The 16022-nt window shown below is 69.3% G+C and carries 21 protein-coding genes; 12 read left to right on the top strand and 9 right to left on the bottom strand.

Going from position 1 to position 16022, the window contains the following annotated elements:
- Positions 1–46 precede the first annotated feature (46 nt).
- The 3 genes from D8670_RS12320 to D8670_RS20975 form a co-directional block, all read right to left on the bottom strand.
- Complete coding sequence (locus tag D8670_RS12320) at positions 47–1564, bottom strand: carboxypeptidase M32 (protein WP_121818385.1); 1518 nt, start codon at positions 1562–1564, stop codon at positions 47–49.
- Between the two features lie 90 nt (positions 1565–1654).
- Positions 1655–2740, bottom strand: coding sequence for a M20 family metallopeptidase (locus D8670_RS12315; RefSeq protein WP_121818384.1), 1086 nt, complete (start codon positions 2738–2740; stop codon positions 1655–1657).
- Between the two features lie 42 nt (positions 2741–2782).
- Positions 2783–4060, bottom strand: a complete 1278-nt coding sequence (locus D8670_RS20975; protein WP_162994287.1) for a M48 family metallopeptidase — start codon at positions 4058–4060, stop codon at positions 2783–2785.
- Positions 4061–4244: 184 nt separating this feature from the next.
- On the opposite strand from D8670_RS20975, the gene D8670_RS12305 reads away from it, so the two are divergent.
- Positions 4245–6107, top strand: a complete 1863-nt coding sequence (locus D8670_RS12305; protein WP_121818383.1) for a PINc/VapC family ATPase — start codon at positions 4245–4247, stop codon at positions 6105–6107.
- 120 nt (positions 6108–6227) lie between these two features.
- Here D8670_RS12305 and D8670_RS12300 read toward each other — a convergent pair whose 3' ends face one another.
- Positions 6228–6545, bottom strand: coding sequence for a MarR family transcriptional regulator (locus tag D8670_RS12300; protein WP_121818382.1), 318 nt, complete (start codon positions 6543–6545; stop codon positions 6228–6230).
- A 122-nt stretch (positions 6546–6667) separates the two neighbouring features.
- On the opposite strand from D8670_RS12300, the gene D8670_RS12295 reads away from it, so the two are divergent.
- Together D8670_RS12295 and D8670_RS12290 are read left to right on the top strand one after the other, a co-directional pair.
- On the top strand, positions 6668–6997 hold the full coding sequence (locus tag D8670_RS12295) for an EMC6-like membrane protein (protein ID WP_121818381.1): 330 nt from the start codon (positions 6668–6670) through the stop codon (positions 6995–6997).
- A gap of 1 nt (position 6998) precedes the next feature.
- Positions 6999–8813: a ribosome biogenesis/translation initiation ATPase RLI gene (locus D8670_RS12290; RefSeq protein WP_121818380.1), complete on the top strand. Its 1815-nt coding sequence runs from the start codon at positions 6999–7001 to the stop codon at positions 8811–8813.
- On the opposite strand, the gene D8670_RS12285 is transcribed toward D8670_RS12290, so the two are convergent.
- Positions 8801–9064, bottom strand: a complete 264-nt coding sequence (locus D8670_RS12285) for a UPF0058 family protein (protein WP_121818379.1) — start codon at positions 9062–9064, stop codon at positions 8801–8803. The two genes, D8670_RS12290 and D8670_RS12285, sit on opposite strands and share 13 nt — an antisense overlap.
- Positions 9065–9139: 75 nt before the next feature.
- Positions 9140–9661: an archaemetzincin family Zn-dependent metalloprotease gene (locus tag D8670_RS12280; protein WP_121818378.1), complete on the bottom strand. Its 522-nt coding sequence runs from the start codon at positions 9659–9661 to the stop codon at positions 9140–9142.
- 39 nt (positions 9662–9700) lie between these two features.
- On the opposite strand from D8670_RS12280, the gene D8670_RS12275 reads away from it, so the two are divergent.
- Both D8670_RS12275 and D8670_RS12270 read left to right on the top strand, forming a co-directional pair.
- Positions 9701–10120, top strand: coding sequence for a UPF0146 family protein (locus D8670_RS12275; RefSeq protein WP_121818377.1), 420 nt, complete (start codon positions 9701–9703; stop codon positions 10118–10120).
- 65 nt (positions 10121–10185) lie between these two features.
- Positions 10186–11052, top strand: coding sequence for a TIGR01548 family HAD-type hydrolase (locus D8670_RS12270; protein ID WP_121818376.1), 867 nt, complete (start codon positions 10186–10188; stop codon positions 11050–11052).
- On the opposite strand, the gene D8670_RS12265 is transcribed toward D8670_RS12270, so the two are convergent.
- Positions 11024–11446, bottom strand: coding sequence for a hypothetical protein (locus D8670_RS12265; RefSeq protein ID WP_121818375.1), 423 nt, complete (start codon positions 11444–11446; stop codon positions 11024–11026). The genes D8670_RS12270 and D8670_RS12265 overlap by 29 nt on opposite strands.
- Before the next feature lie 72 nt (positions 11447–11518).
- Between D8670_RS12265 and D8670_RS12260 the strand changes: the two genes are divergently transcribed.
- The 3 genes from D8670_RS12260 (at position 11519) to npdG (ending at position 13143) form a co-directional block, all read left to right on the top strand.
- A complete protein-coding gene (locus D8670_RS12260; protein WP_193569354.1) occupies positions 11519–11821 on the top strand; it encodes a hypothetical protein in 303 nt (100 codons plus the stop codon).
- A gap of 88 nt (positions 11822–11909) precedes the next feature.
- Positions 11910–12290 (top strand): hypothetical protein, encoded by a 381-nt coding sequence (locus D8670_RS12255; protein WP_121818374.1) that lies wholly within the window; start codon positions 11910–11912, stop codon positions 12288–12290.
- A gap of 184 nt (positions 12291–12474) precedes the next feature.
- Positions 12475–13143 (top strand): NADPH-dependent F420 reductase, encoded by a 669-nt coding sequence (gene npdG, locus D8670_RS12250; RefSeq protein ID WP_121818373.1) that lies wholly within the window; start codon positions 12475–12477, stop codon positions 13141–13143.
- Positions 13144–13596: 453 nt separating this feature from the next.
- Here npdG and D8670_RS12245 read toward each other — a convergent pair whose 3' ends face one another.
- Positions 13597–13866, bottom strand: a complete 270-nt coding sequence (locus D8670_RS12245) for a thioredoxin family protein (protein WP_121818372.1) — start codon at positions 13864–13866, stop codon at positions 13597–13599.
- Between the two features lie 117 nt (positions 13867–13983).
- On the opposite strand from D8670_RS12245, the gene D8670_RS12240 reads away from it, so the two are divergent.
- Genes D8670_RS12240 through hisE form a run of 4 tightly spaced genes read left to right on the top strand, consistent with a single transcriptional unit; the run spans position 13984 to position 15596 of the window.
- Entirely contained in the window at positions 13984–14145 is a 162-nt protein-coding gene (locus D8670_RS12240) for a preprotein translocase subunit Sec61beta (protein ID WP_121818371.1), read from the top strand.
- 40 nt (positions 14146–14185) lie between these two features.
- Positions 14186–14782, top strand: coding sequence for a pyridoxal 5'-phosphate synthase glutaminase subunit PdxT (gene pdxT / locus D8670_RS12235; RefSeq protein ID WP_121818370.1), 597 nt, complete (start codon positions 14186–14188; stop codon positions 14780–14782).
- A gap of 35 nt (positions 14783–14817) precedes the next feature.
- Positions 14818–15267 carry a bifunctional nuclease family protein gene (locus D8670_RS12230; RefSeq protein ID WP_121818369.1) on the top strand — a complete coding sequence of 150 codons (450 nt, stop codon included), beginning with the start codon at positions 14818–14820 and terminating at the stop codon, positions 15265–15267.
- Positions 15264–15596 carry a phosphoribosyl-ATP diphosphatase gene (gene hisE / locus D8670_RS12225; protein WP_121818368.1) on the top strand — a complete coding sequence of 111 codons (333 nt, stop codon included), beginning with the start codon at positions 15264–15266 and terminating at the stop codon, positions 15594–15596. Before D8670_RS12230 ends, hisE begins: the two co-directional genes overlap by 4 nt.
- 22 nt (positions 15597–15618) lie before the next feature.
- Here hisE and D8670_RS12220 read toward each other — a convergent pair whose 3' ends face one another.
- Complete coding sequence (locus D8670_RS12220; RefSeq protein WP_121818367.1) at positions 15619–16008, bottom strand: DUF5518 domain-containing protein; 390 nt, start codon at positions 16006–16008, stop codon at positions 15619–15621.
- Positions 16009–16022 lie beyond the last annotated feature (14 nt).

Genomic DNA, 16022 nt, shown 5'->3' with positions numbered 1-16022 from the left:
CGACCGCCCCGCGACGACGAAAGTCCGGTCGACAGCCGGGGCCGGCCTACAGCTCGTACAGCTCGTCGTACTTCTCGGTGACGTAGTCGAGGAAGTAGTCGGCGGTGAACGCCTCGCCGGTGGCCTCCTCGATGAGGTCCGGCGTCGTGTACTTCGCGCCGTGGCGGTGGACGTTCTCGGTCAGCCACTCGTGCAGCGGCTCGAACTCGCCGTCGCGGATCTTCCCCTCCAGGTCGTCGATGTCCTCCTCGGCGTGGGCGTACAGCTGCGCGGCGAGGACGCTGCCCAGCGAGTACGTCGGGAAGTAGCCGAAGCTCCCGTGGCTCCAGTGGATGTCCTGCAGACAGCCCTCGGCGTCGGTCCCCGGGCGGATGCCGAGGTACTCCTCGTACTTGTCATTCCACCGCTCGGGCACGTCCTCGACGTCGAGGTCGCCCTCGATGAGCTCGCGCTCGATCTCGAAGCGGACGACGATGTGCATGTGGTAGGTGAGCTCGTCCGCCTCGACGCGGATCAGGTTGTCCTCGTACACCTGGTTGGCGGCCTCGTAGGCCTCTGCCGGCGTCACGTCGTCGATCTGCGGGAAGCGCTCCTTCATCGCGGGGAGGAACCGCTCCCAGAACGCCTCGGATCGGCCGACGTGGTTCTCCCAGAGCCGGGACTGCGACTCGTGGACGGAGAGGTCGCGGGACTCGCCCAGCGGCGTGCCGTAGTGGTCGTCCGGCAGGCCGAGGGTGTAGGTGGCGTGCCCGAACTCGTGGATCGTGGAGGTAAGCGCCCCGAGCGGGTCCGCCTCGTCGAAGCGCGTCGTGACGCGCGCGTCGAACTGCGTCCCGGTCGAGAACGGGTGCGGCGCGGTGTCGAGGCGGCCGCGGTCCCAGTCGTAGCCGAGCTCGTCGAGCACGTCGCGGGCCAGCTCCTCCTGCGTGTCGACGTCGAACTCGCCGGAGAAGGCGTCGAGCGCGAGGTCCGCGTCGGACTCGCGGATGTCGTCGATCAGCGGGACGAGCTCCTCGCGGAGCCGGGTCAGCGTCTCCTCCGCGGTTTCGAGGTCGAGGTACGGCTCGTACTCGGCGAAGAGGACGGCGTACGGGTCGGCGTCGGGGTCGATGTGCTCGGCGTACTCCCGCTTCAGCTCGACCAGATCTTCGAGCACCGGTGCGAAGACCGAGAAGTCGTCCTCCTCCTTCGCCTGCTCCCACTTCGGCAGGGCCTCGGAGGTAGTGCGGGAGATCTCCTCGACCAGTTCGGTCGGCACCTTCGTCGCGCGGTCGTACTTCCGGCGGACCTCGCGGACGACGGCGGCCTGCTCCTCGTCCAGGTCGGCGTCCTCCAGTTCGTCCAGGTACTCGCCCATCTCGTCGTCGGTGAGCAGCTCGTGGCTCACGGCGGAGAGCGCGGAGAGCTGCTGCGACCGGGCCGGCGTGCCGTCCTCGGGCATCATCACTTCCTGGTCCCAGTTGAGGACGCCCTGGGCGTTGCCGATGTTCGTGATCCGCTGTACCTCCGCGAGGAACTGCTCGTACGTGTCGGAGACGTCGTCGGCGGCTGCTTCGGTAGCCATCGTTACGAATCGAAGGGGATCGTGGATTATCAATCCCGTGTTTTACCGCCCCTCGGAGCGGCTGTTTCCCCTCAGTCGGCTACCCCGCGGTCACCGCGGCCCGCGCTCCGCGCTCCCTCGGTAGATCCGGTAACACCGCTCCAGCACGTCGACTCCGACGCTCTCGTCGGCGGTGTGCGCCTCGCCGGGTTCCGCCGGGCCGCAGACGACGCACTCGACGCCCGCCTCGGAGAGCCAGCCCGCGTCGGTCGCGTGGGGCTTGACGACGCGTTCCGGGTCGCCGTCCTGCGCCTCGCGCGCGGCCGCGACGACCGCCGCGGCGAACGCCTCGTCGCCGCAGCGCATCGGCGGGAGGTCCTGGTCGACGGTCCACTCGACGCCCGCGACCGACTCGACGCGTTCGAGGGGCGCGCGCTCGCCCGGCACGGTCCGCTCGTCGACGGTCGCCTCGCAGGACTCAGGCACCACGTTCCACGCCGACCCGCCGTCGATCTCGGTGACGACCACGCTCCCCTCGACGCGTTCGCCGGCGATCTCGACCGCCGGTGCGTCCGTTTCCCGGACTACCTCGACGGCGTCGCAGGCGCGGTAGACGGCGTTTACTCCCGCCTCCGCCTCGCTGGCGTGGGCCGCCTCGCCCCGGGCAGCGATCGTGGATCCCCGGCGGCCCTTGTGCGCGACGGCCACGTCGGTCACGCCCGGCGCGGAGTAGCCCGTCGACCCCTCGCCGACGACGGCGTAGTCCGGGGCGAACCCCGCGTCGATAGCGTGCCGAGCGCCCTCGCCGCCGACCTCCTCGCCGACGAAGCTGGCGAAGACGAGTTCGAGACCGTCTGCCGGGGTCGCGTCCCGGAAGGCGCACATCGCGGCGGCGACCGCCCCCTTCATGTCCGCTGCACCGCGGCCGTAGATCCGGCCGTCGCGCTCCTCGACGACGTACGACTCGTCCGACGCCACCTGCACCTCGTCCGGCGGCACGACGTCGTGGTGGCCGACGAGCGCCAGCGACGCGTCGCCGCTCCCCTTTCGGGCGGTCACGTTACCGGCGTCGTCGCGGCGCACGTCGGCGTCCGTCTCGGCACGGAGCCAGTCCTCGACGGCGTCGCCCGCGGCCGCCTCGCTTTCGTGAGACGGGATCGAAACGAGCTCGCGCGTGAGGTCGGTGACCTCGTCCATGGCCGTGTACTCGTTCGGTCGCGGAATGAGGGCTTCGCTCCCCTACGCCGCTTGCTCCCTCGCCAGCGCGCGCAGGCGTTCGACCCGCTCGTCCGTCTCCGGATGCGCGACCGCGCCGACGGGGATCGCGCGAAGCAGCCGCTCCAGTCGCGGCAGTTCCTCGGCGACGTACGCGCGGATCGGTCCGACCTCGGCCTCGTCGCCGATCCCGCCCGGGAGCAGGCATAGCTCCCCGACCGCGCCCGCGCGGCGGTAGTCCTCGTCCGGCCGGTCGTCGGGCGAGAGGGTCGCGAGCGCGCTCGCGAGCGCCGCGGGGTCGCCGGTGATCCGCGCCGCAGCGCGGTCCGCCGCGAACTCCCGGTACCGCGCGAGGAGTCGCGGGACCGGCCCAAGAGCGACGTAGTAAACGGCGACCGCCGCGAGCGGCGGAACGGCGAAGACCGCGAACAGGAGGAGGACGGCGCCGACGTTGACGATGCCGTCGAACGTAGTAGCGGCGACGGTCCTCGCTCCCGCGACGACGGGGTCCGCGACCGCCGCCGGCAGGACGGGACCGGGACCGACCACCGGGAGGACGCCGACGACGGCGTCGTAGACAGTTGTGGCCGCTCGATAGATCAGGAGTCCCAGGGTACCGATCGTCACGAGGACCGTACCGAACATCCCCACGGCGTAGCAGGTCGCGCCCGTCCAGTAGACCGTCCGGTCGAGGGAAGTTCCGGCGGCCCGCGCGAGGCGCACCGGGGCGACGGCCATCGTCATCACCGTCGCGTCCCGGTTGGTCACGTGGGCGAGTTCGTGCGCCAGCACCGCGTCGAGTTCGTCGTCGTCGAGCGCGTCGAGCAGCGGGCGTGTGACGACGACGGTCGCGTTCCCCTTCCGGCCGACAGCGTAGCTGTTCGGCCGGGGCTTGTCCGCGACGAGTACCTCCGGGGCCGGCGTCCCGACCTGCTTGACGAGGCGCGTGAGCCGCGTCTGCGAGTCGCGGTCGTCCGCCGCCGCCCGGGTGGCCGCCGGCGTTCCGAGCGGTCGACGGCTGACGTACTCGTACTGCGCGAGCATGAATGCCGCCGTCAGCGGGACGACCGCGGGCGACCGCCAGAACGCCGTCTCGCGCAGGAACGCCGCGAACCCGATGACGTCGTTACCGACGCTCGTCCAGTCGGGAACGACGAGCAGTTCGACGACCACCATCTCCAGGAAGAACGCGACGAGTTCGAGCGCGAGCATCACGAACGCGAGGTTCGCGACGCAGACGAGGACGGCGGCGACGGCCGTCCGCGCCCGCAGACCGTGAGTCCCCCGAAACGGTCGTCGCATACGTCATCAGTTCGAGGGGAACGGGATAAAAACTCCCCCGGAAGCTGTGCGAGACGAACGTCTCCCGTTCCTCGGCGATGGTCGCCGCCGTGCCCTCGGCCGAACGCGGCCCCGCGGAGCGGCCCGGGACGCCGGGCGGGGCGGGTCCGTGCCCTTATGAACGACGGCGACCGTATTTGTTCCCATGAACGTTGTTCCGGACACGAGCGTGGTCATCGACGGCCGCGTGTCCGAGCGAGTGGAAGACGGCGACTTCGCGGGGGCGACGATCCAGGTCCCCGAAGCGGTCGTCGCGGAGCTGGAAGCGCAGGCAAACGACGGCATCGACAGCGGGTGGGACGGCCTCTCCGAGCTCCAGCGTCTGGCCGAACTGGCCGACGACGGCGAGATCGACCTGGAGTACATCGGCACCCGCCCCGACGCCGTCGAGCGCGGCCACGCCTCCGAGGGGGAGATCGACGCGCTCATCCGCGAGCTCGCGGCCGAGCACGACGCCACGTTCGTCACCAGCGACGTCGTCCAGAGCGAGGTGGCGGGGGCGAAGGGGCTGGACGTGGAGTACATCACGCCCCGGACCCGCGACGTCGGTACCCTCTCCATCGAGGAGATGGTCGACGACCAGACGATGAGCCTCCACCTCCGCTCCGGCGCGGTCCCGATGGCGAAACGCGGCGAGATCGGCGAGATGCGGTTCGAGGAGATCGGCGACGAGCCGACCTCCGAGGAGCAGATGAAGGAGTACTCCCAGGAGATAATCGAGAGCGCGAAGCAGTCCAACGAGGGGTTCGTCGAGCTCTCGGACGAGGGCATGACGATCGTCCAGTTCCGCGACTACCGGATCGCGGTCGCGCAGCCGCCGTTCGCCGACGGCTACGAGATCACCGCCGTCCGGCCCATCGTCAAGACCGACATCGAGGACTACGAGTTCGCGGACGAGCTCAAGGAGCGCCTGCTGGAGTCGAAACGCGGCGTCCTCATCTCCGGCGCGCCCGGCGCGGGGAAATCGACGTTCGCGCAGGCGGTCGCCGAGTACATCGCCGACCACGACTTCGCGGTGAAGACGATGGAGAAGCCCCGCGACCTGCAGGTCGGCCCAGAGATCACCCAGTACACGGAACTGGGCGGGGAGATGGAGAACACTGCCGACTCGCTGCTGATGGTCCGTCCGGACTACACCATCTACGACGAGGTGCGCAAGACCGACGACTTCGAGGTGTTCGCCGACATGCGCCTCGCCGGCGTCGGCATGATCGGCGTCGTCCACGCCACCCGCGCCATCGACGCGCTCCAGCGACTGGTCGGCCGCGTCGAACTCGGCATGATCCCGCAGGTCGTCGACACCGTCGTCTACATCGAGGCCGGCGAGGTCGCGAAGGTGTACGACGTCACCACCGAGGTGAAGGTGCCCGAGGGCCTCACCGAGGAGGACCTCACCCGCCCGGTGATCATGATCCGCGACTTCGAGACGGGCCAGCCGGAGTACGAGATCTACACGTTCAACCGGCAGGTCGTCACCGTCCCCATCGGCGAGGGCGAGAGCGACGAGGGCGGCGTCGACCGCATCGCGCGTCAGGAGATCGAACGCGAGATCCGCTCTATCGCCCGCGGACACGTGGACGTCGACCTCAAGGGACAGAACACCGCCGTCGTCTACGTCGAGGAGGACGACATCTCCACCGTCATCGGCAAGGGCGGCGGCCGGATCACCGACGTGGAGAACCGCCTCGGCATCGACATCGACGTGCGCACGCACGACGAGAAGCCCGGCGGTCGCTCGGTGAACGGCGGAGCGGGCGGTGGCGGCGGCAACAGCCCCGCCGGCCGCAGCGGCGATGTCGTCGAACCCGAGGTCACGTCGCGCCACATCGTCATCCCGGTCGACGGTCACGCCGGCGAGACCGTCGAGGTGCAGGCCGACGGCGAGTACCTCTTCACCGCCACGGTCGGCCGCGGCGGGGACGTGCAGGTCACCCGCGGCAGCGCCATCGCCGAGGAGTTAGAGCGGGCGATCGACGACCGGCGGACGATAAGCGTCGCGTCGCAGTAAGCGGCGCAGCGGGGATGCCGCACAGCGCAGGACGCAGCGCAGTGCGGCGGCGACGCCGCGCCGGTCGCCGCCCGCGGTCGGAGAAAGAGAGGAGATCAGCTCAGCGGCCGGACGACGCGGTCACTCGGCGCAGCGGCAGGGCTCGGCTTCCTCGCCCTCGGAACCGTTCGGTTCGGGACCGCCGTCGGCCTCGACGGACTGTTCTTGCTCCTGTTCCGTGAGTTCGTAGAGGCTCTGTCGGGCGTCGGCGAAGTAGACGTCCTCGTCGACCCGGCCGATCTCCTGGAGGCGTTCGAGCGCGTAGCGCACGGTCCGCGCCGAGAGCATCGACTCCTGGACGATCTGCTTCTGCGTGAGCGGCCCGTCGTATTCGAGTACTTTGAAAACCAACTTCGCGCTCGGCGGAAGGTCCTCGAGCTCCTCGTCTGATCCAGCCATCGTTACGAATCGAAAGCCGCCAGCGGCATAAAGATTGCCGCCGAGCGTGCTAAACTCAGTGTCGACGGCGGCGAGCGCCGCCAAGCGAACTGTTTTTCACCGCGGGTCCCCGACCGTCCCGTATGGCGACCGAACAAGCCGAAGTCGAGGGGATGGACTCCCATCTCCGATCTATCACGGTCACGTCGCTCGCGTCCATCGGCGGGATCGCAGCGGCGCTGCTCTCGTCCGTGATGACGTCGGGCATGTCGCCGGCAGCGGCCGCGACCCACCAGCCGGCCCAGCTCGTCGTTCTCGCGGTCGTTCTCGTACAGATCCCCCTCTACAGGGTTCTGGGCGTGTACGGAGAGGACGGTCCCGGCACGAAGGACTACCTCTTCATCGCGTTCATGACCTTCTCGCTCTGGTTCGTGACGTGGGGCATCATGCTCGAAACCGGTTTCCAGGTCTAAGATGGCCCAGGACAGCATCGCGGTCGTGGACCTCGATCGGTGTCAGCCCGACCGCTGTAACTACGAGTGCAAGAACTACTGCCCGCCGAACCGGACCGGCAAGGAGTGCATCACGCTCCGCGGCGAGGAGGCGGACGAGGGCGAGCCCGACCAGATCCGCATCAGCGAGGAGATCTGTCTGGGCGAGACCTGCGGCATCTGCGTCGAGAAGTGCCCGTTCGACGCCATCGAGATCATCAACCTGCCCCAGGAGCTCCAGGACGACCCGGCCCACCGCTACGGCGAGAACGCCTTCTCGCTGTACGGGCTTCCCGTCCCGCAGGAGGGACAGGTCACCGGTATCCTCGGTCCGAACGGCATCGGGAAGACGACCGCCGTCCGCATCCTCGCGGGCGAGATGGTCCCGAACCTCGGCCAGCACGAGGCCGAGGTCGACTGGGACGACGCCCTCGACGCCTACCGGGGCACGGAGCTACAGGACTACATCGAGGCCGTCAAGGACGGCGACGTGACGGTCGCCCGCAAGCCGCAGTACGTCGACCAGATCCCCGGTCAGTTCGACGGCAACACCCGGCAGCTGCTGGAGCGGACCGACGAGCGCGGCGACCTCGATTACCTCGTCGAGCGCCTCTCGATCGGCCCCGTGATGGACCAGGACATCGACAACCTCTCCGGGGGCGAGCTCCAGCGGGTCGCCATCGCGGCGTGTCTCGCCCGGGAGGCCGACTTCTACTTCCTCGACGAGATCACGCCCTACCTCGACATCGGCCAGCGCGTCACCGTCGCCCGCCTCATCCGCGAGCTCGCGGAGGAGGGCGACAAGTCGATGCTCGTCGTCGAGCACGACCTCGCGATCCTCGACCTCCTCGCGGACAACCTCCACGTGACGTACGGCGAACCCGGCGCGTACGGCGTCGTCACCTCGCCGAAGTCCGTCCGCAACGGGATCAACGAGTACCTCGCGGGCTACCTCGACAACGAGAATATGCGCATCCGGCCGGAGGCCATCGAGTTCGAGCAGCACGCGCCCCGCCCGGTCTCGACCTCCGAGACGCTCGTCGAGTACCCCGACCTCTCGCACAGCTACGGCGAGGGCGAGTTCTCGCTCGACGTGGAAGGCGGCGAGATCCGCGAGAACGAGGTGCTCGGCATCGTCGGCCCGAACGGCATCGGGAAGTCGACGTTCGCCCAGCTGCTCACCGGCGACCTCGAACCCGACGAGGGCGAGGTCGACTTCTCGCTGGACATCTCCTACAAACCCCAGTACATCGAGATCGACCAGCACATGCGGGTCGACGCCTTCCTCTCCTCGATCACCGACCAGTTCGGCAGCTCGTACTGGAACACGGAGATCGCCCAGCCGCTCCAGCTGGAGCGGATCATGGAGCAGAACCTGAACGACCTCTCCGGCGGCGAGCGCCAGCGCGTCGCCATCGCGGCGTGTCTCTCCGAGGACGCCGACATCTACCTGCTCGACGAACCGAGCGCGCACTTAGACGTCGAACAGCGGGTGCAGGCGACCCGCGCGATCCGGCGCTACGCCGAGAGCCAGGACGCGACGGTGCTGGTCATCGACCACGACATCTACATGATCGACCTGCTGTCGGACCGCCTGATGGTGTTCGACGGCGAACCCGCAGAGCGCGGTCACGCGGGCCAACCGCAGGACATGCGCTCCGGGATGAACGACTTCCTCGCGAACCTGGAGATCACCTTCCGGCGCGACGAGCGCGTCGGCCGGCCGCGAATCAACAAGCCCGGCAGCCAGCTCGACCGCGAGCAGCGCTCCGAGGGCGAGTACTACTACGCGCCCTGACCGTCCGCCGTCGCGGCTCCCGCGGCGTCGTCCTGACCGCTGTACTTTCCGTGTTTCGACAGCTCGTCGGCGAGCTGCGCCGACAGCGCGAGCACCGCCTCCTCGTGTGCGCCCTTCGACCGGTGGGCGTGCGTCGGGTCGATGCTCAGGGCGTCGTAGTCGGCGAACGCGGCGTCGTCGGCGTCGTCGGCGTACCGTTCGCGGAGGAGACGGAGAAGCGAGTGGAGGTGGACGAGTTCGTTCTTGCGCATCGTGTGATCTCGTAGGTGTTCGAGGTAGAAAACGAGCGGGGAGGGCTGCTAGCACCGAACGGGGCTATCGCGCCGTTAGAGGACCTGACGCTGGCAGGTGCCACAGAGCGTCTCCTCTTTCACGTCGACCTCGCGCACGGTCGGGGAGAAGTTCATGACGCAGCGCTTGTTGTCGCAGTGTTCCAGCCCGAGGGTGTGGCCGATCTCGTGGACGATCTCTTTGCGAACCCGGTCGCCGAAGATCTCTCCGGCGTCCTTGTTCGAGAAACCGCCGTCGCTGGAGGTCTGCAGCCGGTACGTCGAGACAACGCTCCCGTTGCCGTCGAGGTAGGCGAGCCCGAACACGTAGTTACGCCGCCGGTAGAAGAGGTCCTTGGTGGTGACGGCGATGTTTTTCTCGCCGCGGCCGACGCGGCTCGCGAGCTTGATGAACTCCTCCGCACCGTACTGGTTCCGGTTGCTGTCGTACGCGCCGCTGGGGATGGACTGAGACTCCTGAACGGTGACTTCGCAGTCGTAGACGCTGCGAAGGCCGGACGATGCCTGCCGTTTGACCCTGGCGGGCACTTCCCCGACCGGCACGATGTCAACGAGCATGGACAGCCATTAGGTCGCGCGAGCAATAAACATCCCGCCGTGTCCCGGCCGTCCACCGACGCCCTCGCCGAACGACTCGCCAGTTACGCCGCCGCGGTCGAGGTCGGAATCGGTCGTCGAACCGACGTCGCCGCGGCGCTCGCCGAGCGCGGCGTCGACGTCACTGCGACCGACGTTCACGAGCGGTTCGTCCCGGACGGCGTCGCCTTCGTCGTCGACGACGTGACCGATCCCGATCCGGCGGTGTACTCCGGGGCCGACGTCGTCTACGCGCTGAACGCGCCGCCCGAACTCCACCGCCCGCTCCGCGACGCCGCCCGCGATGCGGGTGCCGACCTGCTGTTCACCACGCTCGGCGGCGACCCGCCGGCGGTCCCGGTCGAGCGCGAGACGCTCCCCGACGAGACGCTGTTTCGCGCCGCGGACGGGCCGGGGTCGGGACGGGATCGGAGACCGTAACCGCCGATACCAACCCCGCGCCTCGCAACGACACGCCCTTATCCCCGCACTGCCTGTCTCCCGACATGAACGCCGACGCAGTCGTGCTGGACGTCGACGGCGTCCTCGTCGACGTCGAGAACTCGTACCGCCGGGCGATCGTCGAGTCGATAGAGCGCGTCTACGACCGGACGATCCGCAAGGACGACGTCCAGCGGTTCAAGGACGCCGGCGGGTTCAACAACGACTGGGAGCTCACCCACGCCGCCGCGCTGTACGTGCTCGCGACCGCGGAGGGGTACGACCAGAGCATCGCGGCCTACACCGGCGCGATCGCCGGCCGCGGCGGCGGTCTCGACGCCGCGGAAGCCGTCATCACCGACGCGCTGGGCGCCAACGCGACCGAGCGCGTCCGCGAGCGCTGGGACCGCGAGCGCCTGCGCGACGTGTTCCAGCAGCTGTACCTCGGGACCGACCTCTACCGCGCCATCGAGGGGGGCGACCCCGACATCGAGTCGGAAGGGTTCATCCACGACGAACCGGTCATCGCGGAGGCGTCGACGCTCACCGCGCTCCGAGAGCGCTACGACGTGGGCGTGCTCACCGGCCGTCCCGCGAAGGAGGCGAGCATCGCGCTGGAGCGCGTCGGCCTCGACGTACCGGCCGAGCACCGCTTCACGATGGACGACTGGGAGGCGGGCAAGCCCGACCCGCACGCCCTCGTGACGCTCGCCGAGCGCTTCGATGCCGACTCGGTCGTCTTCGTCGGCGACACCCTGGACGACGTACGGACCGCAGTCAACGCCGCCGAGGACGACCCGTCGCGCGAGTACCGCGGCGTCGGCGTCCTCACTGGCGGCCTCACCGGCGAGGCGGGCCGCGCGAAGTACGAGGAAGCCGGTGCGGCCGCCGTCCTCGACTCCGTCAACGATCTTCCGGCCCGTCTCGAATGAGGACGCCGAGGACGAGGCCGTAGATCAGGTGATGGAGTAACGTCTCCAGCGACGCTTTCCGCGACAGGTCGCGGCCGAACGGCCCCCATCCGACGAACGGGAAGAAGATCACCTGCTGAATCACCCACAGGAACGCGCCCCACGTCGCGCCGCGTGCGGCCCCACCCCGCGGCCACAGGAGCGCGAAGACGGCACCCATCGTCCCGCCGTAGCCGAGGTGAGCGACCGCAGCGGTCGGATACCGGACTGACCTCGGCGCCTCCGCGCCGACGACGCGCTCTATCAGCGCCAGCGGGAACGGCGACGGGAGCGCGGTCAGGCCCTGCCGTCGTCCGGTGATCGCGGCGGCTGTCTTCCAGACGGTCGCGACGGCACCCGCGAGGAATCCTTCCATGAACGCCGTACCACGCCCGGGTTGAAACGCGTGGGGGGAGCGCTTTTGGCGCTCGGCGTACCACGGTCGCCCGTGACCGACTCCGACACCGGCCGCGACGACGACGCGGGCGAGGTCGCTCCCGACCCCGACGCCGTCCGCGATGCGCTCGACCGCGCGACGGAAGCGGACCGCGAGGAAGCGGCCCGCCTGCTCGCCGACGCCAGTCAGGCGGTCGAGCGCCTGCGCGCCGCCGACGACGCGGACTACGACCGCGCAGAGACGCTCGCCGCCGAGGTCGACCAGCGCCTCCGCGAGCTCTCGGAGCGCGACGCGTACGGCGGCGGCGCGCCGGAGGGCGCGGCGATGAACCCCGAGGACGAGGACGCGCCCTGACGTTTCCCGTGCCGTCCAGTGCTCCGCAGCGGAACGCGCGCGAAGCGACAGTCGTCAGTACTATTCCCCGGGGGGATCGAAGGCCGGTATGGACCGCAGCACGCTCGAACGCCGCGCCTGGACGGTCGGCCTCTCTCTCCTGGTCGGGGTCGTCGTCGGGGCGGCGGTGTCGGCGGACGTCGCGTCGTTCCTCCTCGTCGCCGCCGTCGCCACCGTCGTCGCGGCCCCCATCGTGTCTCGCCTGCTCGCCCGATCGATCGGCCCGGACGGCGACCGCGCGGGTCGCACGACGATCTTCTGGGCGACCATCCTCCTCAGCACGCCGCTGCTGTGGGCGATCGAGTCCGTCGCGCCGGACGAGACCATTGGCCTCACCCTCCGCGGCATCGCGTTCGCCGGGATCTTCCTGCTGGCGACCTGGCTCGCGTACTACGGCGGCTACGACCGGCTCCGCGACGCCGCGACCTGACGCTCGACGTTTCCGGTTCGTCGCCGCCGCTGGCGCCGCCGGTCCGAGCGGCGAGTCCCACCGATCTCCCAACGCTATACTGTCGGACGTAACTACGTGAAGATATTCGCCACCCGGAGGTGGCGAAATCGTTGAAGGGCTTACGTCCGACAGTATTAATCCCCGAGCGTCCGACCCTCCCCGTATGCGACTCGCACTACTCGGCGGTACGGGCGACATCGGGCAGGGACTCGCGCTCCGCTGGGCGTACGACACGTCTCACGAGGTCCTGATCGGCTCCCGCGACCCCGAGAAGGCTCGCAACAAGGCCGAGGAGTACGAGACGGAACTCGACAGTCGCGGCGTCGACTGCGAGATAAAGGGGTTCGAGAACGCGATGGCCGCCGACCGCGCGGACGTCGTCGTGATCGCGGTCCCGCCGTACCACGTCTCCGACACCGTCGAGGCCGTCGCCGACCGACTGGACGACGACGACGTCCTCGTCTCGCCCGCCGTCGGCATGAAAAGCGACGAGGAGGGGCTCCACTACCACCGCCCCGGCGCGGGGAGCGTCACCGCCGTCGCCGCCTCGGCGGCCCCCGACGACGTGCCCGTCGTCGGCGCGTTCCACAACCTCGCGGCGGACCGCCTCGCGAACCTCGACGCCGACCTCGACGTCGACACGCTCGTGGTCGGGAACGACGGGGACGCGAAGGAGACGGTGACGATGCTCGCCGAGCAGATCCGCGGGCTGCGCGCGCTCGACGCCGGCCCGATCGCGAACGCGGCCGAGGTCGAGAGCCTGACGCCCCTCCTGATCAACCTCGCGCGCTACAACGAGGGGATGCACGACGTGGGGATCCGCTTCCACTAAAGAAAGCCCTTGCTCGGGCCTGGCGGCCCTCGCTGCGCCCTTTCAATGTCCACCGCGAGAACTGCGGAGCAGTTCTCGCTAAGGCTCGCCAGTTTGCGCGAGCTACCGTGAGGCCGAAGGCCTCACGAGCCTTCACTCGCTTCGCTCGTGAAGACGCCGGCGGTCGCCGGCGCACGCTCGGAGTGCCTGCCCTCCCCCGTGCGTCTCGCGGCTATGCCGCGAGGCTCGTGACGCGTAGCGTCACGGTGCTCGGCATAAACGCCGAGCGCGGCCGCTGGGGGAAGTCTACGGAGAGCGGTGAGTGGTAGATTGACGGCCGCTAACTGCCCGCGAGCGAAGCGAGCGGTTCACCGCGGCCTCTTCGGCGGAGCTTTATCGGGAGGGGGCCGGTAACGGACCGTCGATCCGCAGGCCACCCGTCCGCGAAAAAGACCGTCGGAAAACGGTCGTCGCTTACGCCCCGGCCTGCTCCAGCGCGTCCTCCAGGTCGTCGCGCTGGGTGACGCCGACGAACCGCTCGACGATGCCGTCGTCGTTCTCGATGATGAGCGTCGGAAGCGAGCGGACCTGGTACTCGTTGGCCACGTCCTGCTCCTCGTCGACGTTGATCTTCTCGACCTCGAATCGGTCCTCCCAGTCCTCCTCGAGCTCCTCGAGGATGGGGTCCTGCGTCTTGCAGGGGCCACACCAGTCCGCATAGAAATCCTTGAGTGTTACAGTCATGCTGCGCTCGCAGAGAATTGCCACGCTTGGCGCATAAGGGTTTCCCACTCGTGGCTCGGCCGCACACGCCCGCTGTGGTGCGAAAGGTTTACCCGGTGCGGGGGTAGATGGTCGCACATGAGCAGCGGCCAGAACAGCGGCGGGCTGATGTCCAGCGCGGGCCTCGTCCGCTACTTCGAGGCGGAAGACCGGAACGCGATCACCATGGACCCGAAGACCGTCATCGCCTTCGGCGTGCTCTTCGGCGTCATGATCCAGGTGCTGTCGATCGTCGGCTAGTCCGAGCGGGTTTTTTACTCTCGGCGCGTAGCGACGCGCAATGACGTTCACTGCCGGAGTCGTCGCCGTTCAGGGCGACGTCAGCGAGCACGCCGAGGCCATCGAACGCGCCGCCGAGCGCCGCGGCCGGTCGGCCGACGTGGTCGAGGTCCGCGACGCCGGGGTCGTCCCCGACTGCGACGCGCTCCTGATGCCGGGCGGGGAGTCGACGACCATCTCCCGCCTGCTCCACGACGACGGGATCGCCGGGGAGATCGTCGACCATGTCGCGGCCGGGAAACCGGTGCTCGCGACCTGCGCCGGCCTCATCGTCGCCGCGCGGGACGCGGGCGACGACCGCGTGGAGACGCTCGACCTGGTCGACGTGACGGTCGAACGCAACGCCTTCGGCCGCCAGAAGGACAGCTTCGAGGCGCCGCTCGACGTCGACGGGCTCGACGACCCGTTCCCTGGCGTGTTCATCCGCGCGCCGGTCATCAGCGAGGTCGGCGACGTGGACGTGCTGGCGGAGTGGGACGGGCGGGCGGTCGCCGTCCGCGACGGCCCCGTGATCGGCACCTCGTTCCACCCGGAACTGACCGACGACGACCGGATCCACGAACTCGCGTTCTTCGCCGAGACGCCCGCGACGCAGTAGGGTGGACTTTTCTTGCTGGGGGCCTCAGTTCGGGTATGGACGCGACAATCGACGCCGTGCGCGTCGCCGGAACGCCGGACGGCCCGGTGCCCGTCGCCGTCCTCGCCGTCGAGGACGAGAGCGACGTTCTCCCCATCTTCATCGGCTTCGACGAGGCGGCGAGCATCGCGCGCGGCCTCGACGCCGAGGACATCGGCCGACCGCTGACCCACGACCTGCTGCTCGACGTCATCGAGGAACTCGGCGGGCGCGTCGACGGCGTCGTCGTCAGTGCCGTCGAGGACGGCACCTACATCGCCGACCTCCACGTGCAGACCCCCCGCGGCGAGGCCGAGATCGACGCTCGTCCCAGCGACTCGCTGGCGCTCGCCGCCCGGACGAACGCCTCCGTCGAGGTCGACGAATCGGTGTTCGAGAGCGGCCGCCAGCCCCGCGAGGAGTTCGACGAACTCGACGACATCAGGGAGGTGGCAGAGCTCACATGACGGGCGAGGACCGGTCCCCCGCGGCGGACGCCGCGGACGAGTTCGACGCGGACGTGCTCGACGAGGTGTTCGCCGTCATCGAGGACCGCAAGGAGACGCTTCCGGAGGGCTCCTACACCGCGTCGCTGTTCACCAGCGAGAAGGGGGAAAACGAGGTGTTAGAGAAGCTTGGCGAGGAGGCGACGGAGCTGATCCTGGCCGCGAAGGACGACGACCGCGAGGAGATGGCCCACGAGAGCGCCGACATCGTCTATCACCTGCTCGTGCTCCTGTCGATGAAGGGGATGGATCTGGACGACCTGCGGGCGGAACTCGCGGAGCGGCGATAGGCGGCGACGCTGCCGAACGCTTCTACCGATACCGGCCCGGATTCTGCGGCCCGGAGTCCCCGAGTATCCCGCCGAGCGCACCCGCCAGCGCGCTGTCGAGCGCCATCAGGACGGCGATGGCGAGCGCGACGAAGAAGACGGCGCCGCCGAGGAACGGCCCGAGCGGGCCGAGACCGACCGTCCCGATCAGTGTCGTGCCGAGGCCGAAGGCGGCGGCGAGGACGAGTCCGCCGAGCGACCCGGCGACCAGCCCGTGCCACGCGCCGCTGACGAGGCCGCCGCCGGCTATGTAGCCGGCGACGAACCCGCCGATCAGCCCGGCGACGGCGTGGCCCACGCCGGGCATCGCCAGCGCGAACAGTCCCGCGACGATCTCCACCAGGAAGCCGGTGACGACTGCGCGCCAGTTCATACGGGACGGTAGTA

It is taken from the genome of Halostella limicola, from assembly GCF_003675875.1.
Lineage (GTDB): Archaea > Halobacteriota > Halobacteria > Halobacteriales > Natronoarchaeaceae > Halostella > Halostella limicola.
The sequence above is the reverse complement of the archived record's forward strand: the minus strand, read 5'-3'. Positions and strand labels throughout refer to the sequence as shown.